Annotated in this window: 16 protein-coding genes; 4 read left to right on the top strand and 12 right to left on the bottom strand. The window is 74.6% G+C overall.

The annotated features are described in order from the left end of the window. The 3 genes from ACGFRB_RS05100 to ACGFRB_RS05090 are packed head-to-tail and all read right to left on the bottom strand — an operon-like array spanning position 1 to position 6,690. Positions 1-3,513, bottom strand: a complete 3,513-nt coding sequence (locus ACGFRB_RS05100) for a ferritin-like domain-containing protein (protein ID WP_393239137.1) — start codon at positions 3,511-3,513, stop codon at positions 1-3. Continuing rightward, positions 3,510-4,997 carry a flavin monoamine oxidase family protein gene (locus ACGFRB_RS05095; protein WP_393239134.1) on the bottom strand — a complete coding sequence of 496 codons (1,488 nt, stop codon included), beginning with the start codon at positions 4,995-4,997 and terminating at the stop codon, positions 3,510-3,512. The genes ACGFRB_RS05100 and ACGFRB_RS05095 overlap by 4 nt, the downstream gene beginning before the upstream one ends. Before the next feature lie 13 nt (positions 4,998-5,010). Next, positions 5,011-6,690 (bottom strand): FAD-dependent monooxygenase, encoded by a 1,680-nt coding sequence (locus ACGFRB_RS05090; protein ID WP_393239131.1) that lies wholly within the window; start codon positions 6,688-6,690, stop codon positions 5,011-5,013. Positions 6,691-7,141: 451 nt separating this feature from the next. Between ACGFRB_RS05090 and ACGFRB_RS05085 the strand changes: the two genes are divergently transcribed. Together ACGFRB_RS05085 and ACGFRB_RS05080 are read left to right on the top strand one after the other, a co-directional pair. After that, positions 7,142-7,879 (top strand): VC0807 family protein, encoded by a 738-nt coding sequence (locus tag ACGFRB_RS05085; RefSeq protein ID WP_393239128.1) that lies wholly within the window; start codon positions 7,142-7,144, stop codon positions 7,877-7,879. A gap of 292 nt (positions 7,880-8,171) precedes the next feature. Then, positions 8,172-10,250: a SpoIIE family protein phosphatase gene (locus tag ACGFRB_RS05080; protein ID WP_393239125.1), complete on the top strand. Its 2,079-nt coding sequence runs from the start codon at positions 8,172-8,174 to the stop codon at positions 10,248-10,250. A gap of 101 nt (positions 10,251-10,351) precedes the next feature. Here ACGFRB_RS05080 and ACGFRB_RS05075 read toward each other — a convergent pair whose 3' ends face one another. From ACGFRB_RS05075 to ACGFRB_RS05055, 5 genes are all read right to left on the bottom strand, one after another. Continuing rightward, positions 10,352-10,981: a DinB family protein gene (locus tag ACGFRB_RS05075; protein ID WP_393239122.1), complete on the bottom strand. Its 630-nt coding sequence runs from the start codon at positions 10,979-10,981 to the stop codon at positions 10,352-10,354. Positions 10,982-11,123: 142 nt separating this feature from the next. Further along, positions 11,124-13,091, bottom strand: a complete 1,968-nt coding sequence (locus ACGFRB_RS05070) for an ABC transporter permease (protein ID WP_393239119.1) — start codon at positions 13,089-13,091, stop codon at positions 11,124-11,126. Between the two features lie 11 nt (positions 13,092-13,102). Next, entirely contained in the window at positions 13,103-13,921 is an 819-nt protein-coding gene (modA, locus tag ACGFRB_RS05065; RefSeq protein WP_393239116.1) for a molybdate ABC transporter substrate-binding protein, read from the bottom strand. 91 nt (positions 13,922-14,012) lie between these two features. After that, positions 14,013-14,420 (bottom strand): helix-turn-helix transcriptional regulator, encoded by a 408-nt coding sequence (locus ACGFRB_RS05060; RefSeq protein WP_363004154.1) that lies wholly within the window; start codon positions 14,418-14,420, stop codon positions 14,013-14,015. 124 nt (positions 14,421-14,544) lie between these two features. Further along, on the bottom strand, positions 14,545-15,018 hold the full coding sequence (locus ACGFRB_RS05055; RefSeq protein ID WP_363004152.1) for an Lrp/AsnC family transcriptional regulator: 474 nt from the start codon (positions 15,016-15,018) through the stop codon (positions 14,545-14,547). A gap of 378 nt (positions 15,019-15,396) precedes the next feature. Here ACGFRB_RS05055 and ACGFRB_RS05050 point away from each other — a divergent pair, with 378 nt between their 5' ends. Next, positions 15,397-16,941: an FUSC family protein gene (locus ACGFRB_RS05050; RefSeq protein ID WP_393239112.1), complete on the top strand. Its 1,545-nt coding sequence runs from the start codon at positions 15,397-15,399 to the stop codon at positions 16,939-16,941. Positions 16,942-17,113: 172 nt separating this feature from the next. Continuing rightward, positions 17,114-18,193: a lactonase family protein gene (locus ACGFRB_RS05045; protein WP_393239476.1), complete on the top strand. Its 1,080-nt coding sequence runs from the start codon at positions 17,114-17,116 to the stop codon at positions 18,191-18,193. Positions 18,194-18,320: 127 nt separating this feature from the next. Here the strand turns inward: ACGFRB_RS05045 and ACGFRB_RS05040 are convergent, their stop codons facing one another. The 4 genes from ACGFRB_RS05040 to ACGFRB_RS05025 all read right to left on the bottom strand — a co-directional run bounded on the left by ACGFRB_RS05040 (position 18,321) and on the right by ACGFRB_RS05025 (position 22,243). After that, positions 18,321-19,241: a hypothetical protein gene (locus ACGFRB_RS05040; RefSeq protein WP_363004146.1), complete on the bottom strand. Its 921-nt coding sequence runs from the start codon at positions 19,239-19,241 to the stop codon at positions 18,321-18,323. Positions 19,242-19,341: 100 nt separating this feature from the next. Beyond that, the gene (locus ACGFRB_RS05035) at positions 19,342-20,403 is read right to left on the bottom strand and encodes an N-acetylglucosamine kinase (protein ID WP_393239473.1); all 1,062 of its coding nucleotides are present in this window, start codon (positions 20,401-20,403) and stop codon (positions 19,342-19,344) included. Next, a complete protein-coding gene (locus ACGFRB_RS05030; RefSeq protein ID WP_363004142.1) occupies positions 20,388-21,065 on the bottom strand; it encodes a uracil-DNA glycosylase in 678 nt (225 codons plus the stop codon). The genes ACGFRB_RS05035 and ACGFRB_RS05030 overlap by 16 nt, the downstream gene beginning before the upstream one ends. Positions 21,066-21,157: 92 nt before the next feature. Next, positions 21,158-22,243 carry a WD40/YVTN/BNR-like repeat-containing protein gene (locus ACGFRB_RS05025; RefSeq protein ID WP_393239109.1) on the bottom strand — a complete coding sequence of 362 codons (1,086 nt, stop codon included), beginning with the start codon at positions 22,241-22,243 and terminating at the stop codon, positions 21,158-21,160. Positions 22,244-22,251: the final 8 nt, after the last annotated feature.

Raw genomic sequence — 22,251 nt, 5'->3', positions numbered from 1 at the left:
TCAGCGTTCTCCTTCGGCACGGAACCGGTCGGCGTAGAAGGTCATCAACTCGGGCACCCGGTCGGGCACCCCGGCGCACGCCCGCGCCATCCGGGCGAGATGCCCGAAGCGCATCGCGAACGCCCGCCGTGCGACATCGGGCCGGGGGAGGGCCACCGGGGGCTCCTCCAGTTCGAAGGACGGGCCTGCCGTGCGCCCCCGCCAGCCCGAGTCCAGCGTCACGAGCAGTTCCGCGAGCGGGCGCATCATGCCGGTCATCACGTCGATCGCCGTGTTCATCAGGGGCGAGCGGCGCAGACTGGCGTCCGGGCTCTCGGCGAAGTGCTGGGTCATCAGCTGGAGCATCAGGAAGTAGCAGCGGTTGAACAGCAGCGTCACCTCCCGGGCGTGCGGATCGCGGATCGCCGCCCGGCCCGGATGCGTCGGGTCGAGGGACGGATTACGCAGGGCCGGATAGGCCGGACTCCACGGCGCCCCCTGCCCGCCGGGGCCGTCCGCCCGCTCGGTCATGAGGAGTTCGCCGAGCCGGACGAAGGTGTCGTGGTGGGACTCGGGCACCGGCCCCGGCGCGTCGAGTACCCCGCCCTCGCCCTGGTCGGTGACGAAGTCGACGGCGAACAGGGCGCTTTGCAGATCGTCGACCTCCAGCTGGTAGTCCGGGTGCCGGGCGTCGACTGTCCGGCCGAGGAAGAGATGGTGTTCCCCGCCGCCCCGGCCCCGGTCCACCAGGAACAGGTCGGGGACCCGGGCCAGCCCGTCACGGATCGCCGCGTACAGCTCGCTCGGAGAGCCGAAAGGGGCCGCCGCCCCGCCGCCGGAGGCCGTCAGACCGCCCAGGGCGCCGGGGCCGGCGGGACCGGGAGAGCCGCCGGGGCCCAAGAAGCCGGGGCCGGGCGGACCACCGGCCCTCGCGGGGTCCGCCGCGGGGCCGCCCCGGGTGCCGCCCGCCATCCGCTCGGGCCGCTCGATCGCGATGAACCGCTGCACACTGGCCAGACACAGTGGCTCCAGAGCGAAGTCCAGGGGCATCGGCAGCCGCCCCGGCGCGCCGAAGTCGATCGCCGGCACATGGAACGGCTCGCCCATCGCCATCAGGATGTTGTTGACGACGAGGAAGTGGATCATCTCCTCGCGGGCCACCTCGAACAGACTGTCCCGGATCCCCCGGCTCAGCGTCTCGCCGCCGTCGCCGCAGGCCAGCCGCAACTGCCGGGGCGTCCAGACCCCGCGCCGCACATACGTGAAACCGGCCGCGTGCGTGGGCAGCGAGTACCCCGCGTACAGGTACTGGAGCGAGGTCGCCAGCTCCACCGAGACCGCCAGCCACAGCGCCGCCCGCAACTGTGCCCGGGTGGTGATCCGCGGTGCCGACGAGGCCGGCGCGGGCGCGCTGACCGGGAGCACCGCGTCGGCGGCGGACCGCGCCCGCAGATACGCCAGCAGCAGCCGGGCCTTCGGCAGCGTCAGATCCCGCGACGGCGGCATGTAGTACGTGCGGTCGCGGTTGGCCGGATCGCACATCTGCCAGATCAGCTTCGCGTACGTCTCGACCTTGCAGCGGTCCTCAAGGCTGAACACCTCGTCGCGCATGAACGGATACAGCTGCTCGTAGCAGGCGAAGACCTCCCGGTGCAGCAGCTCGAAGGACACCTGTTCCTTCAGGACCGCGTCCAGGTGCCAGTCGTCGGCCAGCACCCGTACGTGCGCCCCGCCCGCCCCCGCCCACCAGCCGAGCGCGTCCCCGTCGTCGTACGCGGCCACCGCCGAACCGGGGGCGTCCAGCGGACACGGTGGGATGTCGCCGGCGTCGGCCGACAGCAGCAGCCGGGCCGTCCCGGCCCGCGCCCCGCGCAGGGTGAACCAGCCGCGCCCCTGCGCGTCGGTCACCACCCGGCACTGTTCGCCGAAGGCGCCGTCCTCGCCCGCCCCGTCGGTCGCGGACACCCCGGGAGAACCGGAAGTCCCGGACGCCTCAGGCACCTTGCGGGTCTCGTCCGCCCCAGGGCCCCCGGGGTTCTCGCCCGCCTCGGGATCCCCGGCATCCCCGATACCCCTCACACCCCCTGCCCTCCGAGGGGCGTCCCGCCCGGTTCCCCCGCCCTCCGAGAGCCGGCCGGGACGCAGCTCGACGATCCGCAGCCCGCCCGTGCGCGCGTCCGGAGCCGAGGCCACCGGATCGCGCGGCAGCGCCCGGGGGTTGGCGAACTGCCGCACGAGGACCGTCCGCCCGGCCGCCGGCCGGCCCCGTACCGTCGCCCGCACGGCCACCTCCACCGCGTGGTCCTCGTCCCGCTCGCGGTCCGGGTGTTCCACGAACAGCGCGGCGTCGTCCGTCACCACGACCGTCTCGCGCTCCCGCAGCCACACCACCCGGCCGCTGCCCGTGCCGTCCTCGCCCACCAGGCACAGGCCCTCGTCGGCCGCCGGGCCGGCGCCGTCCCCGGCCACCGGCACCGTCACCACCCCGGGGCCCCGGTCGCCGGTGTCCCGCACCATCGCGACCAGCCGGTCCGTCACCGCCGTCCGCAGCTGAAGATCACCCGTCCCCGGCCGGCCGAACGGCAGGTTGAACACCGCCTGTTCGGAGGTCACCCGCACCGAGCAGATCCCCGCCCCGCGGCCCCCCGCCCCGCGTCCCTCCGACCCGTGCCCCCACGCGCCGCCGCCCGGCGCGCCCGCGCAGCCGTACGGAACGAGCAGCCGGCCCGCCGGATGGGTGCGGGGTTCCTCGGGACGCCAGGGGGCGATCACCCCGTGCAGCCGCCAGCGCTGCGGGGCGTCCCCGGGACCCGCGTACCCGTGACCGGGCGTCCCGGGCGCCCCGTCCGCGGTCAGGGTGAACTGCACCAGGAGTCCGCCGTGTTCCTCGGCCGCCGCCCGCAGCGCGACCGCCGCCGGAGAGCCGGCCACCGGCCCCTCCGGCCAGTCGAGCGCGGGGCCCGCCGGCACGGCGAACTGGTGCAGCACCGACGGCACCGGGGCGAAGGACTGCCAGCGCGGCGGCTGGAACCCCGTCACCTCGCCCAGGCACAGATGACCGGAGTCGTGCGACCGGCCCTGGCGGCCGAGGGCGAACCGGCCGGCCATCAGCGTCGTCGTCCAGGCCGAGGCCGGATCGACGTCGAAGACCCGCGCCCGGTTCGCGGTCGTGCCCAGATACGGGTTGTAGTGCCCCCACAGATCCACGGCCCGGCCCACCAGCGGATCGGGGGCCGGGGCCGCGTCGTCCGCCGGATCCGTCCGGAACTCCGCCCCCGCCGCCCGGCTCTCCGCTCCCTCCACGGCCGTCACCCGGGCGTCCACCGAGAAGTGGCCGTTGCCAGAGAAGTGCCCGCCGAGCGCGCCCCGTTCGGCCAGCAGCGCGTGAGCGGAGACCGCCGGGCCCTCGGGCACCAGCACCGTGTTCGTGGCCAGATCGAGCAGCCCGGCCGAGGCCGCCCCGCGCGCCCCGGTGGGCAGCCGGGTGACAGCGGTGCCGGCGAAGGTCAGCCGGGGTGTGTCGAACACGCTCATGCCGCCGCCTCCCACTGCTCCGGGCCCTGCTCGTACCGGGCTCTCGAACGACTCTCGATCGCCCGGACCGCCACCTGGGCCGACTCCACCGCGCCCTCGATCCAGGCGGGCTCCGACGAGCAGTGCTCACCCGCGAAGAACAGCCGCCCCTGCGGCCGGATCGCCCGCCGGCGCTCCTCCTCGCACGCCGCCTCGTCCCGGCCCCAGCGGATGGTGCAGCCGCCGACCGTCCACGGGTGCTCGCCCCAGGCCACCCCGGTCACCCCCCGGACCATCCCGCGCCGCAGCAACTGCGGGTGCATACGGGCCAGTTCGTCGAGAACCACCCGGTGGCGCCGGCGGACCGGCATCCGCCCGAGCACATCGGCGTCCTCGCCTATGGTGTAGCTGGCGAGCAGCGCCGCGCCGCGCTCCCCGGCGCCGGGCGCGCCGTCCTCCGCGGCGGCCGGGTAGTACGTCTGCCGGATCAGCCCGCCGCTGAAGGAGGCGCCGCCCCGGATGCCCTCCCGCTCCCAGAACGGCTCGCGGACGTGCACGGCCACCTTGGTCGCCGGGCAGTAGACGACCTCCCGGACGACGGCCAGCTTGTCCTCGTCGAAGCCGCGCAGGACCATCCCGCGCAGCACCGAGAACGGCACCGTGCACAGGACCAGGTCGGCGTGGCGGACGACGGCCAGCGGGCCGCGCCCTATGCGCAGCCGTACCTGGTCGGCGGCCACTTCCACGCCGGTGACCTCCTGCCCCAGCCAGATCGGGCCGCGCACGCGCGCGGCGAGCCGCTGCACCAGCTGGTCCATGCCGCAGGCGAGCCGGATCAGCTCCGGGCTGGTCTCCGTGAGGATGTCGTCCAGGAAGCTGTTCAGCCGGGTTCCGCACGCGGACCGGATGCCCGGGTGGGCGGCGAACAGCCCGTGCACGTCTATGCGGTCCTTGTTGTCGCCGCGCAGATGGGGGGTCAGGTCGATCCGTTCCACACGGTCGAGCAGGTCCCCCGAGAGGTCGGCGCGCAGCCCGGTGCGCAGCGCGGGCGGCGCGATCGCGTCGACCACGGCCGCCAGCCAGGCGCCGAACACCACGGTCTCGTCCCGGTAGTCGTCGCGGGCGAGCGAGGCGCGGACGTCCGCGATCAGCCGGCGCGGGGCGTCCCGCAGCCGGACATGGCCGCCGCTCGTGGCGAGCAGGGCGTTCTCCTCGGACAGCAGGGTGACGAACGGCCGCACCTGGTCGCCGAGTCCGAGGTGGTCTATGTAGTCCATGGTGCGGTGGTGGGCGGTGGGGACGCGCATGGCGCCCAGTTCCACGAAGGGGGCGCCCTCGTGGGCGCCGAAGCGGTGGGTGCGGATGCGGCCGCCGAGCCGGCGGCTGCCCTCCAGGATCTCCACGCGGTGGCCGAGACGTTCGAGTTCATACGCGGCGACCAGGCCGGCCATCCCCGCGCCGATGACGGTGACGGTGCCTCGGGTGCGCGTGCGGTGCTTGGACAAGGGCTTGCTCCCGTCACTGCGCGGTGTCGGAGGAGGAGGACGGCGGCGAAGGCGGCTGGGGGGACGAGGCGGACGGGGCCGACGGCGCGGCCGGGGAGCGGGCGCCGGAGCGCCGGGGCGCGAGCATGAGCAGATACGCGTCGAGGACCGAGGGCCGGTCCAGCGGGGCCACCAGGCCCACGTACCCGTCCGGCCGGACGAGTCGCAGCTCTCCGGCTCTGCCGAGCAGCCGGGCCTCGCCGGCGCCGGCGGGCGAGACGGGCAGCAGCCGGACCGGCACGGGCGCGCGTCGGCACCGCTGCTCAAGGGCGCGCCGTACGGCCGGGTCGGCGACCCGTGCCGCGTCGACGAGCAGGGTCCAGGTGTCGTACCGCAGCAGGGTGTGCAGCCGTACGGGGCCGTTCGGCGGGTCGCCCGCCGTCACTCTCGCGTCGGGCATCCGGTCGCCGGCCCGGGGGATACGGGTCCGGCCGTGCGAGGGCGCGGGGCGCTGCCAGGACAGGTCGCTGAGGCGGTGGTTGCGGCCGAGATCGCTCAACTGCCGGTCGAGCCGCCGCTGGAAGCCGCGCAGGGAGAGCATCACGGGCACCGTGGCGGTGAAGGCCCGGTAGCCGAGCGGCGGCAGCGGCAGCTCCATGAAGTTGACCCGCATCTCGCGGATGTAGCGCAGGGCGAGGGCGCGCTGTTCGGTGTCGTAGGTGTCGAGGATCCGTTCGTCGGCCTCGCCGCGGTGCACGGCGGCCAGCTTCCAGGCCAGGTTGTGCGCCCCGAGCATCCCCACGTTCATGCCGTGGCCGCCGACCGGCGCCCAGGCGTGCGCGGCGTCCCCGGCGAGCAGTCCGCGCCCGTGCCGCAGCCGGGCGGCGACCCGGTCGCTGAACCGGGCGCGGTTGAGCCAGGGCCGCTCGGGTGGCGAGAGCCGCAGCCGCGGCAGCCGCGCGGTGTCGGCGACCAGATCGCGCAGCTCGTCGAGGGTGGGCGGCGTGGTCAGCCCGGGGTCGGGGTCGTCGCGGAAGCAGAAGAAGCGGTACGCCCCGTCGGGCAGCGGGAAGGCGAGCAGCGCGCGGTGCGGGGCGAGGAAGATGTGTCCGTGGCCCGGCTGTTCGCCGAACGGCCACTCGGGGTGCGCGTTGCCCTGGACGACCTGGAGACCGGTACGCCGGCGGCCCTCGAAGGGGATGTGGAGCCGGTCGCGGACCACGCTCGCGGTGCCCTCGCAGCCGACGATCCAGGCGGCGGTGCCCGACTCGGCCGTGCCGTCGGGCCGGGTGAGGGTGAACTCGGCCCGGTCCTCGTGCACCTTGACGTCCGTGACCTCGGTGTCCCACTCCACCTCCGTGCCGCGTCCGGCCAGTTCCTCGACCAGCAGCCGCTCGATGTCGTGCTGTTCGATGTTGAGGGGGCGGCTGTACGCCGAGCGGTTCCAGCCGGTGGTCAGCTCCCCGAGCCGTCGCCCGCGCCCGTGGATGGTGACTCTGGACAGTTCCACCGCGTTGCCGCGCAGGGTTTTGGCGACACCGAGGGAGTCCAGGGCTTCGAGCGCCCGCGGCCACAGGACGAGGGCACGCGCCTCGCGCTTGGCCGCCGGGGCACGGTCGACGATCCGTACCTCCAGGCCGAGCCCGCGCAGGGCGATCGCCAGCGTGAGGCCGACCGGCCCCGCCCCGACCACGCATACGTCCATGTCCGGCATATGGCCCACTTCCCCACAGTGACGACGACAGCGACAGCGGCTGCGACGGCGTCGTACCGCGTGCCGGGCGGATCGGCCGCCCGTATTTCCTCAGGGTGCGCGCGGATGATCACCGTTCGCCAGGGCGTACGGCCCGGCGCGGGAAGCATTCCACCTGCCCGTATGACTCCGTGTGCATCATGTGTGCGGTTTGGGTGACGACTCACGGCAAAGGGAGTGCGCGGGGTGGGGGACCCGTGTTACCGGGTAGCGGCCAGCCGTCGACATGGCACGGTCATCACACGCGCCAGATCCGGAATGAGACCCTCCGGAATAATTTTGGAGATCACTTTAACGGCGGCGCCTTGTGGGCCCGCCGCCCCGGCCTTACCTTGCGGTACGGCATCGTTCGCCGAGGCGCCGCGGCCACCGCGCCCCTCGGCGGCGATCCGTGACAAACCCAGGGGGGAACATGTCCACCGCTTCACAGCCGCAGCCGCAGCCCGGCGCTCCGGCCCGTTCCAGATCCGCCGCCGCCATCGGCTGGGCCCTCACCATCGGACTCAATATCGTCGCGCCGATCCTCACCTACGGAGCGCTGACCGATCACGGCTGGAGCGAGTTCACCGCCCTGCTCCTCAGTGGCGTGTGGCCGGTCCTCGACACCGTCGTCAACCTCGTCTGGCACCGCAAGCTCGACGAGTTCGCCGTCATCACCCTGTTCTTCCTCGCGCTCACGGCCGTCGTCTCTCTCGTCGGCGCCCACTCGACCCGTGCCCTGCTCATCAAGGACTCGGCGGTGACCGGACTGTCCGGCGCGCTCTTCCTGGGCAGCCTGTTCGCGCCCAAGCCGCTGATGTTCTACTTCGGCCGCCGCTTCGCCACCGACGGCACGCCCGAGGGCGCCGCCTGGTGGAACGGGATGTGGCGGTTCGAGGGCTTCCGGGCCGTCATGCGGCGGATGACCATCGTGTGGGGCGTCTCCTACATCGTCGAGTCGATCACGCGCGTGGTCCTGTCGTACGTGCTCGCCACCGGCACGATGGTGGTCGTCAGCCCGATCCTCATCTACGGCACCCTCGGCCTGCTGGCCGTGTGGACCATGCGCACCGCCAAGCGCTCGCGCGCCGACGGCGCCGCCCGGATGGCGGCAGCGGCGGCCACGCCGGGGGCCGCCCCGGTGGCGGGGGCGGGGCCGGCCGGGGCCTGACCCCGGGATCGGAGTCCGGCGTTCCGGGCTCCGGACCGGACTCCGATCCCGGGGCCCGGTCCGGAGTCTCGGACCAATCCACGCCGGCCCGCCCCGGCCCTGGCGCCCGGCCGCCCCAGGCCGTGGACCCGCCGCCCGGGTCGCTGTCCGGGCTGCCGCCCGGGCCGCCCGTCCCGCCGGACGGAGAGCCCGCCCTCGCACCACACCCGTCCCTTATGTCTCGTATAGGGTGATTCGGTAAGCGTGGCGAGAAGACGCCCCTTGGGGCCCGGTCGATGCGTAGGTCGATGCGTTGGACACTTACCAGTCGCCGGGCGGCGCCCCGCCGCCCGGGGCGGCCCTCGGCTACGCCGGCGTCCTCAACGACCTGCTGCCCGTGGCGCTCTGGCGCGAGGACACCCACGGCCGGATCGTCGAATGGTCGCTGGCCGCTCAGGACCTCCTCGGCTACCGGCCCGAGGAGGTCCTCGGCCGCCCGGCGGGCGCGCTGCTCGTACCGCCCGCCAACCGGGGCCTGGCCGACCAGCTGACCCGTCGGGTCCAGGCCGGCGAGACCGTGGTCGGCACCCTCCCCGTCCTGCGCAGCGACGGCCGGCCGATCAGCATGGAGATGTGGATCGTGCCCGCCGCCGACCCGGAGGGCCGTCCCGGCGCCATGCTCATCGCCTTCGAGACCTCCCAGGTCCTCACGATGCGCGACTCCCTCGCCACCCTCGAATCCCTCTTCACCCAGTCGCCCATCGGCCTCGCCACCCTCGGCCCCGACCTGCGCTTCGTCCGCGTGAACGACGCGCTCGCCCGGATGAACGGCATCCCGCGCTCCGACCATGTGGGCCTGCGGCTCTCCCAGGTCCTGCCGGGGGTCAACGCCGGTGCCCTGGAGGACATGATGCGGGGCGTCCTCGACAGCGGCACCGCCGTCGTCGACGCGCGCCGGGTCGGCCGTACCCCCGCCGACCCCGGCCGCGACCACATCTGGTCCAGTTCCTACGCCCCGCTCCGCGACCACACCGGCCGGCCCCTCGGCCTCATCGCCTCCGTCATCGACATCACCGACAGCGAGCAGGCGCACGTCGAGATGGAACGCGCCCGGCACCGCTTCGCCCTGCTCGCCGAGGCCGGCGAACGCATCGGCACCACCCTGGATCTGCGGCAGACCGCCGAGGAGGTGGTCTCCTTCCTCGTCCCGCAGCTCGCCGACTCCGCCGACATCCAGCTTCTCGAAGCCATCCTGGAACCCGACGAGACCACCGCCGCCACCCGCAACGTCCTGCGCCGTCTCGCCGCCGCCTTCCCCGACCCGGACGGCCCGCTGAGCCGGCTCTCCGCGGGCCGTACCTTCCAGATCCCGCGCGACTCCGTGTACGAGCGGGTCATCGCCCGCGCCCGCGCCATGGATCTGCACGTCGCCGACATCCCCGACCTCATCCGGGACCCCCGGCTGGACGATCTGCGCGGCTATCTCGCCACCCGCATCGGCTCCGCCCGGCTGATCCCGCTCGTCGCCCGCGGCACGGTCCTCGGCACGGTCACCGTCACCCGGCTGCGCACCCGCGCGCCCTTCGCCGACGAGGACCGGGTGCTCGTCGACGAGGTCGTCGCCCGCGCCGCCCTCAACATCGACAACGCCCGCCTGTACACCACCCAGCGCCAGGCCGCCCGCACCCTCCAGCGCAGCCTCACCAACAACGCGCTGCCCGAGGTCACCGGCCTCGAACTCACCGGCCGCTATCTGCCCGCCAGCGTCCACGACGTCGGCGGCGACTGGTTCGACGTGGTCGCGCTGCCCGGCGGCCGTACCGGCCTCGTCATCGGCGACGTCATGGGGCACGGCATCCACGCGGCGGCCGTCATGGGTCAGTTGCGCACCGCCGTGCGCACCCTGGCCCGCCACGACATCCCGCCCGCGCGCATGCTGCGCTCGCTCGACGCGGTCGTCGCCGACCTGGGCGAGTACGAGATGGCCACCTGCGTGTACGCCGTCCACGACCCGGCCGGTGCCCGCTGGACCATCGCCCGGGCCGGCCATCCGCCGCCCGCCGTGGTCACCCCGGACGGCACCGTCACCTTCCTCGACGGCCCGCCGGGCACCCCGCTCGGCACCGGTGCGCACGAGTTCGGAACCGAGGAGGTCGTGCTTCCCTCGGGCGGACTGCTCGTCCTGTACACGGACGGCCTCATCGAGTCCCGCGAGCGCGATCTCGACCAGGGCATGGCCCGCATCGCCCGCGCGCTCGGGAACCCCGCGCGCCCCCTGGACGCCCTGTGCGACGACCTGCTGGCCGGGCTGCCCGACGGGCCGGCGCAGGACGACGTGGCGATGCTGCTCGCCCGTACGACGGACAAGGATGGCGGGCCCGTACCGGACTAGGGACTGCCCGGCGAATCGTGGCCGGGGCCCGGTGGGTGCGGGAGGTCTCCCTCCCACGGTCCCCCGCGCCCCCGGCCCCGCCCCGGCCCACCCCGGCGGGCTCAGCCCCCGGTCCGCGCCTGGTGGAGGTCCCGCAACAGCGCGATCTCGGCACCGTGATGGAGCAGCTCCTGGTTCAGCCACCACACGACATCGGCGAAGACGTCCTCGGGGTCGCTGCCGTGCGGATAACTGCTGTAGCCGACCGTGTCCAGGTCCTGGTCGCTCACCGTCGTGAGCATCGCGCGCCAGGCGGCGGAAGCGGCGGCGAACGCCGCCACGGCCGGGGCCGCGTCCCCGTGGATCCGCACGTCGTCGCGGGTGCGGGAACGGCTGCCGGCCGTGTGGTCCGTGCGCAGCTCGAACATCTCGGTCAGATGGCTCAGCCGCCAGGCGAGCGTCGTGAACGGGGCAGGCTCGGGGTGCGGTGGCGGCGTCGCGTCCCGGCCCCATGCGCCGGCCCGGTCACCGGTCAGCAGGGTGGCGCGGGGCCCCGGGCCGTCCGCGCGCCGGCGCACCGACCAGCAGCCGGCCACCGGCTCCCACCGGTACTCCTCGTCGGTCAGCGCGGTGGCGGGGACCCGGATCCCGTTGCCGCTGTCCCGTACGGGTCCAGTGAGCCGGTCCAGCAGCCGCTCGCGCGCGAAGTCGAACTGCGCGAGGAGAGGGACGAGTCGGGGCGGCATCGCCATGGCACGGCTCCGGAGGTGGGAAGGGGGCGAGGGGCACGCGCACGCTGTCATACGGAGTCCGGCCGCGGCCACGGGATTTCCCGCGCTCCCGCCCCATCCGACCCCAACCGGCCCCGCGCCGACCCTCGCCCCCGCCCGCGTTTCACAGGGGTACGACGGTCACCTCGGTCGCTTTCACGCCCGTCCACACCGGCGTGCCGTCCGCGAGCCCCAGGTCGGCGGCCGCCTGTGGCGTGATCTCGGCGACCAGCGGCGGCACCCGGTCGGAGGTGACGAGGACCCGCAGCCTGCTGCCACTCGCGGTGATCTCCTGTACGGTGCCCGGCCAGATGTTGCGGGGGCTGCCGCCCGGCCGCTCGCGGTGCACGGCCACCGCCTCGGGCGGGATGACCGCCAGCGCCTCCGCCCCGGCCGGCAGCGGCTCGGCGGCGACCAGCGTGCCCCCGTCCGCGAGGGCGAGCCCGTCGCCGGTCGCGATGCCCGGCCAGGCGTTACGGCCCAGCATCCGGGCGACCCACGGCGAACGCGGATGCCGGGTGACCTCGGCGGGCGAGGCGTCCTGGAGCGCCCGCCCGTCCTCCAGGACGAGCACCCGGTCGGCCAGCGACACCGCTTCGACCGGGTCGTGGGTGACGATCAGACAGACCCCGCCGAACCCGGCGAGATGGCCGCGCAGGGCGTGCCGTACCCGGGCCCGGGTGGTCTGGTCGAGAGCGGCCAGCGGCTCGTCGAGCAGCAGCAGCCGGGGCCGGGCGGCCAGCGCCCGGGCCAGCGCGACCCGCTGGGCCTGACCGCCGGACAACTGGGCGGGCCGGCGCCCGGCGAGGTGGCCGACGCCGAGCCGGTCGAGCCACTCCTGGGCGGCGCGCCGGGCCCCGGCGCGCGGCACACCGCGGGCGCGCAGGCCGTACGCGGTGTTGGCGAGGGCGGTCATATGCGGGAACAGCGCCCCGTCCTGCGGTACCCACGCCACCTGGCGGCGGTGCGGCGGCAGTTCGGTGACGTCCGTGTCCCCGAGGGTGAGGGTGGCGTGGGCGCGTGGGGTGAGTCCGAGAAGGGCGCGCAGCAGGGTGGTCTTGCCGGCGCCGTTGGGGCCGACGACGGCGATGGTGGTGCCGGGTTCGGCGGAAAGGGCGAGCCGGGTGAAACCGTCGACCTCGGCACGCAGCGCCCAGCGCTCCCCGGCCTCCTCCGGTTCCTCCGTCTCGCGCTTCCCGTTCTTCTCCGGGGCCGTGACGGCGTCGGCGCCCGCGCCCGCGGCGGACGTCTCCCCGCCGAAGTCCCCGGCCCCGCCCGCCGCCCCGCTCGCCGTCCGCCCGGACCGGGGAGCGGCCGAGAAACGCCCGCGCAGGGCGACCAGCACCGTCATCGCGATGACGAGCAGCAGCAGCGAGACCGAGGTCGCCGCGTGCGGATCGTCCTGGAGCAGCAGGTAGACCTCCAGCGGCAGCGTCTGGGTGGTGCCCGGCAGATTTCCGGCGAAGGTGATCGTGGCCCCGAACTCGCCGAGCGCCCGCGCCCAGGTCAGCGCCGCGCCCGCGAGCAGCCCGGGGGCGACCATCGGCAGCGTCACCGTGCGGAACACTCGCAGGGGCGAGGCGCCCAGCGACGCCGCCGTCTCCTCGTACCGGGGCCGCAGCCCGGCGAGCGCGCCCTCCAGGCTGATCACCAGGAACGGCATGGCCACGAAGGTCGCGGAGAGCACCGCGCCGGAGGTGTGGAAGGGCAGCACGATCCCGAAGGTGTGCTCCAGCCACGGCCCGAGCAGTCCGCGCCGCCCGAAGGCGAGCAGCAGCGCCACCCCGCCGACGGTGGGCGGCAGGACCATCGGCAGCAGCACCAGGCTGCGCACGAACGCCTTGCCGGGGAACGGCACCCGGGCCAGCAGCCACGCCAGCGGCACCCCGAGTACCAGGGACAGACCGAGCGCCCAGAAGGAGACGATCAGCGACAGCTTCAGCGCCTCCACCGTGCCGGGCCTGCTCAGGTGCGTCCCGATCGCACCCCACTCGGTGCGGGCCAGGATGCCGGCCAGCGGCAGCAGCAGGAGGGCGATCGCGAGGAGGGCGGGGACGGTGAGGGCGAGGGGGGTACGGGCCCTGTTCGGCATCGCGCGCGGTCCTACGGCTGCTGGAAGCCGGCGTCCCGGAGGATCTTCTGGGCCTCCGGGGTGCTCAGCCAGGTCACGAACGCGGCGGCGGCCTCGGCGTTGTGCGAGTCCTTCAGGGCGGCGGCCGGGTAGGTGGCGACGGCGTTCTGCGCGTCGGGGATGGCGACCGAGCCGACCTTGTCACCCGCGCTGAGGGCGTCGCTCTTGTAGACGAGCCCGGCGTCGGCCTCGCCCAGCTCGACCTTGCCGAGCGCGGCGCGCACGCTCGGCTCCAGCGAAACCGGCTTCACCGTGATCTTCTGGGCGTCGAGGATCTTCCGGCTGTACTTCCCGGCGGGCACCTCCGGCGCGGCGAGGACGACCTTGAGATCGGGATCGGCGAGATCCTTCAGGGCCGCGACATGGTGCGGGTTGCCCGGGGCGGTGGCGATCACGAGCCGGTTCTTCGCGATGACCGTCGGGGTGCCGGCGTCCGCCCCGGCCTTCTCCATGCTCGCGGTGTCGGCGGTGACCAGCACGTCGGCGGGGGAGCCCTGGGTGACCTGCGCGACCAGCTCCTGCGAGCCCGCGAAGGAGAAGGTGATCCTGGTGCCGGGGTGCGCCTTCTCGTAGGCGGCTCCGGCGGTCTTGAACACATCGGTCAGGGAAGCGGCGGCGAGGACCGTCAGCTTCGTGGACTGGTTCTCGCCGTCGGCCGAGCCGCCGCCGGCCCCGGCCGCCTTCCCGGAGCCGTCCGATCCCGAGCAGGCGGCCAGCGGCAGCAGCAGTCCGGCGGTGACGGCCGCGATCAGGGCGCGGCGTCCGGGGCGCGCGGCGACGAAGGACGGCATGGGACTCCTCTGAGGACGGGAGGGAGAGGGGCGGGGCGGATCAGGGCGGGGCAGGTCGGATCCGAGGGGCTGACCGGGCCGGCACCGGTGTTCAGACGCGGTCGATGTGCACATTGGTCGACTTCACCCGGGCCGTCGCGGTCATGCCGACCTCCAGGCCCAGTTCCTCCACCGCCTCGCGGGTGAGCAGCGAGACGAGCCGGTGCGGGCCCGCCTGGATCTCGACCTGGGCGGCGATGTCGCCGAGCTTGACCGCCGTGACGATGCCGGGGAACGCGTTGCGCGCCGAGGTGTACGGCTCCTCGTCGTCCCCCGGTCCGCCCGCGCCGCCGCTTCGCGCGATCTCGACGGAGAACGCGGCGAGGTCGCGGCCGTCGATCAGCCGGCGGCCGCTCTCGTCGCGATGGGTGGGCACCCGGCCGGCGTCGGCCCAGCGGCGCGCCGTGTCCGGGCTCACGCCCAGCAGACGTGCGGCCTGCCCGATGGTATAGGACTGCATGTGCGTCAGATTAGGCCGAACGTGGTCTCATCTGCAATCGATGCCGCGCTTTCTGCCTGGCAACTGCGCATCACTTAGGCATGTTGCTCACGCCACTCAGGTGCGTCAGCGTCACCCGGGCGTATCACTCGGCCTCACGGCCCACCGATTCGACCAGCGGCAGCAGTCTGTGGGCCACCCGTTCGCGGAGCGCGATCTCGGTCCGGGTGCGGACCACGCCGGGCAGCTGGATCAGCCGCTGGATCACGTCCTCCAGATGACCGGCGTCCCGCGCCACCACCCGGGTCAGCAGATCGCCGCCGCCTGTGATCGAGAACGCCTCCACGATCTCGGGGATCGCCGCGAGCGCGTCCCCGACGTCGTCGAGATGTCCCTGGGTCATCTCGATGTGCACGAACGCGAGCACCGGATGCCCGAGCGCGGCCGGGGACAGCACCGGCCCCGTCGCCGTGATCACCCCGTCCCGCTCCAGCCGGTCGATCCGCGCCTGCACCGTGCCGCGCGCCACCCCGAGAATCCGTGCGTACTCGCGGACGCTGGTCCGCGGCTGCTCGATGAGTAGACGCAGGATACGGGTGTCGAGCGTGTCCACCGTCATGGTCCGTTGGTCCCCTTCTGGCCGTACGAATAAGAAAGTGACTGTACCAATGGCTCACTGATTCAGGCCTCGGTTGAGCCGTCGGGCGATGGGGTGCTTTCCTGTCGGAAGAGTTGGACAGAAGGCGCCGCGCACGCGCCGGACCGGCGAGGACGCCGGATCCCGGACCCGCGGCGCCTTCGTCGTGTCCAGCGGCCGTCTCCATGCGGCGAATCCGGACGGACAGCGGGATCCACCAGCGAGATCCACGGCGAAAGAGGGTGTGTGTACGGCAACGGGGGCGGAACGACCGTCATGAAACAGACGCGGCAGATGAAGCGGACGAACCAGCCGGAGCGGCCAGTGACGGCCAAAGGAACGGAGAAGGTGAGGACGGGGATGAGAAACACGCCGGCGGCCTGCGCCCGGGCGCTGCGCCGTATGTGCGTGGCCCCCGACCCCGGCCGGGTGCGGCTGCGGGTGGCCACCCGTGCCGTCCTCGGCATCGGCCTGGCCGTCACCCTCGCGGGCCTGGCCGGGTTCTCGCTCGTCGCCTCCCTCACCGCCGGCCTCGCCGCGCTCCTCGCCCTGTTCACCGTGGGCGACGCGACGGTCCGCGACCAGGCCGTCACCACCGCCCTGCTGCCGCTCGCCGGCTTCCCCGTCCTCGCCGCCGCGACCGCCCTGCACGACCTGCCGGTGGCGCGTGACCTCACCTGGCTGGTCGTCGTCTTCGCCGGGGTGTACGCGCGCCGCTTCGGCCCGCGCGGACACGCGCTCGGCATCTTCGCCTTCATGCAGTTCTTCGTCACCCAGTTCCTGCACGCGCTGCCCGCGCAGCTGCCGGAGCTCTACGCGGCCGTGCTCCTGGCCCTCGCGGCGGCCGGCGCCGTCCGCTTCGGCCTCTGGTGCGTCGAACGGCGCGTCCCGCCGCCCGCCGCGCCCGCGCCGCTGCCCGGCACCGGCCTCGCCCGGCCCACCACCCGCCAGGCGTTCCAGGCCACCGCCGCCTGCGCGGTGGCCCTCGTCGCCGGACACCTCGTGTCCCCCGAGCGCTGGTACTGGGCCGTCGCCACCGCCTGGTGGATCTTCGTCAACACCGCCTCGCGCGGCGAGACCCTGGTCCGCGGCTTCCGCCGAGTCCTCGGCACCGTCGCCGGCATCGCCGCCGGACTGCTCGTCGCCCTCCCGCTCGGCGGGGCGCCCGCCCCGACGGCGTTCCTGGTCGCCGTGTGCGTCTTCGGCCTCTTCTACACCGCCCCGCTCTCGTACAGCTGGATGATGTTCTTCGTCACCGTCCTGGCCTCCCTTCTGTACGGGCTGCTCGGCGTCCTCCACCCCGGCCTGCTGCTCCTCCGCTTCGAGGAGACCGCGGCCGGTGCCTTCGGCGCCGCCGCCGGCCTGGCCCTGCTGCCGGTGACCACCCACGCCGCCACCAACGCCTGGATCCAGCGCGCGGTCGCCTGCGTTCACGCCTGCACCACCGCCGCCGCCCGGCGGCTCGCGGGCGACCCGCACGCCGACCCGGCCGTACACGCCCGCGAACTCGATCTGCTCCTGGCCCGCGCCCGGCTCACCCTCGCCCCGCTCGTCCACCCGCTCAGCCCGCTGCGCGCCCGCAAGGCGAGGGCCCGCCGGGTGCTCGCCCTGCTCGACGACTGCGCCCGCGAGGTCCGGGGCCTCGCCGCGGTCGCGGCCGACCCCGACGCCTCCCACGACGCCCGCCTCGCCCATGCCGCCCGGCGCGTCGAAGCGGCCGTCCACGCGCTCGTCCCGGCCGTCGTACCGCCCCGTTCCGCCCTCGCCGGTCCGGTCGGTGTGCCCTCGCACCACCCGGGTGCGGAGGCCGCCCTCGCCCACCTGCACGGTCTCGAACGCGCCCTCGTCGGCCTGGCCGCGCCGCTGCGCACCTGCCCGCGCGCCCCGCTGATCACGGCCGCGTGACGCCGGGGCCGTACCGGCCCTGGGGGGGGCGTACGAGCCCCTTGGGGTCGTACGCCCCCCACATGTACACAGCACCCCACCAGCCTGGTCTAGACCGCCTGCTAACGTCGGCCGGGCACCGGCCGGTCCACCCGGACCGGCCACCGGACAGGGGAGGCGTGTCGTGGACGGCATGCGGGCAGAGCGGGACCGTACGGAACAGGAGCGGGGCGGACCGGGGCCGAAGACCGGCACACGGGCGTTCATCGGGTCGTTCACCTCGGCCGGCGGCCCCGGGGTGCTCGCCGCGGCCGTCGCGCCGGACAGCGGCGCACTGACGCCCACCGGGGCGAGCGACGCCGTCGCCGACCCCTCCTACCTGGCACTCGACGGGGACGTGCTCTACGCCGTCTCCGAGACCGCCCCGGGCGCCGTCGCCGCCTTCGACGTCACCGGCCCGGCGCCCCGGCCACTCGGCGCGCCCGTCCCCGTCGATGCCGCCGGACCCACCCACCTCGCGCTCGCCGCCGGCCATCTGCTCACCGCGAACTACACCTCCGGCAGTGTCACCGTGCTCGCCCGTACCGCCGACGGCCGCCCCGGCCCGGTCACCGGCCAGGCCCGCCACCACGGCTCGGGACCGGTCGCGGGCCGGCAGGACGGCCCGCACGCCCACCAGGTGCTGCCGGACCCCACCGGACGCTGGGTGCTCGCCGTCGACCTCGGCACCGACTCCGTCACCATCGGCGTCCTCGATCCCGCCACCGGCGCGCCGCGCCCGCACGGCACCACCGCCCTGCGCCCCGGCACCGGCCCCCGCCATCTCGCCTTCCACCCGGCGGGTACCCACGCCTACGTCCTGAACGAGCTGGAGCCCACCCTCACCGTGTGCCGCTGGGACGCCGGGGCGGGCGTCCTCACCCCGCTCGGCGAGACCCGTGTCGTCCCCGAGGACGCCACCGGACCGGACTACCCCTCCGAGATCGTCGTCGCCCCCGACGGCCGCCACCTGTGGGCCGCCGTCCGTGGCGCCGACACCCTCGCCGTGCTCGCCCTGGAGGACGGGGGCGACACCGCCCGGCTTGTCTCCTCCGTCCCGTGCGGTGGCCACTGGCCCCGTGACCTCGCGCTCGCGCCCTCCGGCCGGCACCTGTACGTGGCGAACGAGCGTTCCGGAGACGTCACCTGGTTCACCGTCGACTCCGACACCGGTCTCCCCGCCCGGGCCGGCGCGATCCCCGCCCCCGCCGCCTCCTGCGTCGTGTTCGGCTGACCCGGACGGGGCCGCGACGGCCCCTGGAGCCCGGAGCCCCGCACCGCGAGGTCCCGGGACCGGTACCAAACGAAGGGCCCGCACCGGAGGATGTCCGATGCGGGCCCGGCCCGTCACGACGCTGTGGTCAGCGGGCCGGCGTCCCCTGCGGCTGCGGTGCGATGCCCAGCTTCGCCATGTACTGCGAGAGCACCAGCCGGCCGATCGCCGGGTACGCGCCCAGCGGCTCGGCCGCCGCGCAGCCCGCCTCCTTCGCCGCCACGTCGAGCAGCCCCTCGGCCAGCTCGGGGCCGATCAGATACGGGGCGAGCGCCAGCTGCTCCGAACCGGCGGCGCGCAGCTGCTCGGAGATCGAGGCGATGGAACCCTCCTGGTCCAGCGCCGCCGCCATCACCGGCACCGCCAGGCGGGCGGCGAGCAGCATGCCGGTGATCCCGGCGGCCTGCACGGCCTCCTCGCCACCGACCGTGGCCAGGATGATGCCGTCGGCGGCCGTGGCGACCGTGAACAGCCGGGCGCGGTCGGCGCGGGCCAGACCGGCCTCGGAGAGACGTACGTGCAGGGCCTCGGCGAGCAGCGGGTGCGGACCGAGCACGTCGGCCAGCTCGGCGGTGTTGCCGGAGTCCATCACCGCCTGGCGGACCTGGCGCATCAGCGCGCTGTCGGGGCCCGCGAGCAGCGGAACCACGACGGCGGCCGGGCCCTCGGGGGCGGCGACCTCGCGGCCGGCGGCCACGGCGATCTCGTAGCGCTGGGTGCGCAGGGCTTCCGCGTCGGTCAGGACGGCGGACAGGGTGGGGAACGTGTCGCCGTCACCGTCGAGGTAACCGACCACGGCCTCCAGACCGGGCAGCTCCGAGCGGGTGATGCTCAGGACTTCCTCGGCCAGCGAGCGTATGGCGGGCGACGGGGTGCCGGGCACGGCGAGAACAAGCGCGGGAGCGCCCTCGGGAGCCGCCACGGGTTCAGGACGGCGGTGCCGCCCGGACTGGCGGGGGCGCGGCATTCGTACAGGCAGGCCGGGAGTGGGCCCAGTGGGGGAGCTCATGCAGCCGCATGCTACTGGTTTTGACCATGGACCCGTTCGCTGAGGGTACGGTCGGGCGTCATCTGCCCCCCTATGTCCGAAAGTGCCGTGGAACCGCCGTTTACCTGGTGAGTTGGAGCAGCCGCGGATCCTCCGGAAGCCGGAGGGTGTCGTCCGCGAGCGCGGCCGCGACGATCAGGGCGCCCGTCAGCGGGTCTGACTCGGCGGGGACTTCGCGGGCCTCGGGCAACAGCTCTCCCAAGTCCGCGCGCAGCGGCCCGAGCAGCGGCTCGCCCAGCCGGAACAGCCCGCCCGTCAGGGCGACATCGGCCGCCGGACCGGCGGGGCAGACGGCCTCCGCGGCCTCCGCTATCCGCCGGGCGGCACGGACGAGGATCCGGGCCGCCACCGCGTCGCCCGCCTCCGCGCACGCGGCGACGTCCGGCGCGAAGGAGGCGAGCACCGCGGGGCGGTCGGGCCGCGGATAGAGCGCGCCGGGCAACTCGGCCGCCGGGCCGAACCGTGTCTCGGCGTGCGCCAGCAGCGCTGCCGAACCGCCGCGCCGCCCGTCGTACGCCCGCATCGCGGCGTCGAGTCCGGCCCGGCCGATCCACGCGCCGCTGCCCGAGTCGCCGAGCAGATGTCCCCAGCCGTCCGCCCGGCGCCAGCCGGACAGATCGGTGCCGAGCGCGATGAGCCCGGTGCCGCCGGCGACCACGGCGCCGGGCCGCTGGCCGAGCGCCCCGGCGTACGCGGTGACGGCGTCGGCCGCGAGGGCGAGACGGCGCACACCCCAGGCGTGGGCGAACGCCCCGGGCAGTTCGGCCCGCAGCCGATCGCCGAGCGTCGCCATCCCGGCCGCGCCGACGGCGACGGCCCCGATCGGTCCGCCGCCCGCCCGCCGCCGCATCGCCTCGACGGCGGGCAGCACCCGTTGCAGCAGATGTCCGGCGTCGATCCCGCCCGGTCCGGTGCGTACCGGCTCCCGGGAGGAGACCGTCTCCACGACCTCCGGGGCCACGGTGCCGACGCCGGTGTCGGCACCGGTGCCGGATCCAGTGCCGGGCCGCTCACCGGTTCGCACGAGCGCGAGCGCGATCCGCAGCCCGGAGCCGCCGGAGTCGACCCCGACGACGAGGCCCGGCCGGCCGGGGGCCGCCGGGGAGGTCACGGCAGCTGCCAGTCCACGGCCTGGGCGCCCTGCCGCAGCAGCAGTTCGTTGGTACGGCTGAACGGCCGGGAACCGAAGAAGCCGCGGTCCGCCGACATCGGCGAGGGGTGCGAGGACTCGATGGCCGGCAGATCGCCGAGCAGCGGCCGCAGATTGCGGGCGTCACGCCCCCACAACACGGAGACCAGCGGCTTCCCGCGCGCGGCGAGCGCCCGGATGGCCTGCTCGGTGACGGCCTCCCAGCCCTTGTCCCGGTGCGCGCCGGGTTTGCGCGGGGCGGTCGTGAGCGCCCTGTTCAGCAGCAGGACGCCCTGCCGGGTCCACGGCGTCAGATCACCGTTGGAGGGGCGCGGGTGCCCCAGATCGGTGTGCATCTCCCAGAAGATGTTGTTCAGGCTCGGCGGTACGGGACTCACGTCCGGCGCCACCGAGAAGCTCAGGCCCACGGCGTGCCCGGGCGTGGGATAGGGGTCCTGGCCGACGATGAGGACCCGTACCTCGTCGAAGGGTTGCTGGAACGCCCTCAGGACGTTCGCCCCCGACGGTAGATAGGTGCGCCCCGCGGCGACCTCCTGCCGGAGGAAGTCGCCCATCGCGGCGATGTTCTCGGCCACCGGTGCGAGCGCGTGCGCCCACCCGGCCTCGACGATTTCGTTCAACGGTCGTGCTGCCACGGCGTCACTCTACTGGCGCAGTACGACAGTCAGGCCCGACGGTGCGCCGGGCCCTGCGCCGGGCCCCGGCCGGGGGCGGAAACCGGGGCCGTTCAGACGAGGACCGTCGCTCGTACGCACAGCACGTCAGGCAGATGTTCGACGAGCAGCTCCCAGCTGTCGCCGTCGTCGGCGCTCCCGTACACCTCGCCGTTGCGGTTGCCGAAGTAGACACCGGCCGGTTCGCCCCCGTCCGTGCACATCGCGTCGCGCAGCACCGTGCCGTAATGGTCGCCGCCGGGCAGGCCCCGGGTGAGCGGCTCCCAGGTCGCCCCGGCGTCGGAGGTCCGGTAGACCCGGCAGCGCCGGCCGGCCGGGACCCGGTCGGTGTCGGCGTTGATGGGGAACACATAGGCGGTGTCCGGCCGGTGCGGATGGGCCACGACGGCGAAGCCGAAGTCGGACGGGAGCCCGCCGCCGATGTCGGTCCACGACCCGCCGCCGTCGTCGCTGCGGAACACGCCCCAGTGGTTTTGCAGATACAGCCGGTCGAGGTCGCCCGCGTCCTGCGCGACCTTGTGCACACACTGGCCGAACTCGGGGTCCGGGTCCGGCAGGAACACCGCCGAGACGCCCCGGTTGGCGGGGACCCAGCTCGCGCCGCCGTCCCGGGTGCGGAAGACGCCGGCCGCGGACACCGCCACCGTCACCGTGTCGGCGTCCCGCGCGTCGGTCACCACGGTGTGCACCGCCTCGCCGCCCCCGCCCGGCATCCACCGGTCCCGGGTGGGGTGCTCCCACAGCGGGCGGACCAGTTCGAAGGACTCCCCGCCGTCGGCCGACCGGAAGAGCGCGGCCGGCTCCGTCCCCGCGTACACGACGTCGGGGGAGTGGGCGGGCGCCGGGTGGAGCTGCCAGACCCGCTCCAGGGAAACACCGGTGTCCAGCGGGAACTTGACCGCCGGACAGGCCGGCTCGGTCCAGCTCGCGCCCAGGTCGTCGGAGTGGAAGACGGAGGGGCCGAAGTGCGCGCTGTCGCCGCCGACGAGGATTCTGGGGCGGGCGCGGCGGTTGTCGATTCCGATCGAGTAGATCGCCTGGGCGTTGAAGTGCGGGTCGTCGAACGTCCACCGGCCGTTCTTCCTGCGGCCGGTGAACAGACCCTTGCGGGTTCCCACGGTCAGCAGCACGTCGGTCATGCCGGCAC

This window comes from Streptomyces sp. NPDC048718 (genome assembly GCF_043198875.1).
Lineage (GTDB): Bacteria > Actinomycetota > Actinomycetes > Streptomycetales > Streptomycetaceae > Streptomyces.
Note: the sequence above shows the minus strand (reverse complement) of the source record. Positions and strands in the feature narration are given on the sequence as shown.

Excerpts from the sequence above, each read along its gene's own strand:
- ACGFRB_RS05100 (WP_393239137.1), bottom strand. The coding sequence starts at position 3,513 with ATGAGCGTGTTCGACACACCCCGGCTGACCTTCGCCGGCACCGCTGTC.
- ACGFRB_RS05090 (WP_393239131.1), bottom strand. The coding sequence starts at position 6,690 with ATGCCGGACATGGACGTATGCGTGGTCGGGGCGGGGCCGGTCGGCCTC.
- ACGFRB_RS05085 (WP_393239128.1), top strand. The coding sequence starts at position 7,142 with ATGTCCACCGCTTCACAGCCGCAGCCGCAGCCCGGCGCTCCGGCCCGT.
- ACGFRB_RS05075 (WP_393239122.1), bottom strand. The coding sequence starts at position 10,981 with ATGGCGATGCCGCCCCGACTCGTCCCTCTCCTCGCGCAGTTCGACTTC.
- ACGFRB_RS05070 (WP_393239119.1), bottom strand. The coding sequence starts at position 13,091 with ATGCCGAACAGGGCCCGTACCCCCCTCGCCCTCACCGTCCCCGCCCTC.
- modA (WP_393239116.1), bottom strand. The coding sequence starts at position 13,921 with ATGCCGTCCTTCGTCGCCGCGCGCCCCGGACGCCGCGCCCTGATCGCG.
- ACGFRB_RS05060 (WP_363004154.1), bottom strand. The coding sequence starts at position 14,420 with ATGCAGTCCTATACCATCGGGCAGGCCGCACGTCTGCTGGGCGTGAGC.
- ACGFRB_RS05055 (WP_363004152.1), bottom strand. The coding sequence starts at position 15,018 with ATGACGGTGGACACGCTCGACACCCGTATCCTGCGTCTACTCATCGAG.
- ACGFRB_RS05050 (WP_393239112.1), top strand. The coding sequence starts at position 15,397 with ATGAGAAACACGCCGGCGGCCTGCGCCCGGGCGCTGCGCCGTATGTGC.
- ACGFRB_RS05045 (WP_393239476.1), top strand. The coding sequence starts at position 17,114 with ATGCGGGCAGAGCGGGACCGTACGGAACAGGAGCGGGGCGGACCGGGG.
- ACGFRB_RS05040 (WP_363004146.1), bottom strand. The coding sequence starts at position 19,241 with ATGAGCTCCCCCACTGGGCCCACTCCCGGCCTGCCTGTACGAATGCCG.
- ACGFRB_RS05025 (WP_393239109.1), bottom strand. The coding sequence starts at position 22,243 with ATGACCGACGTGCTGCTGACCGTGGGAACCCGCAAGGGTCTGTTCACC.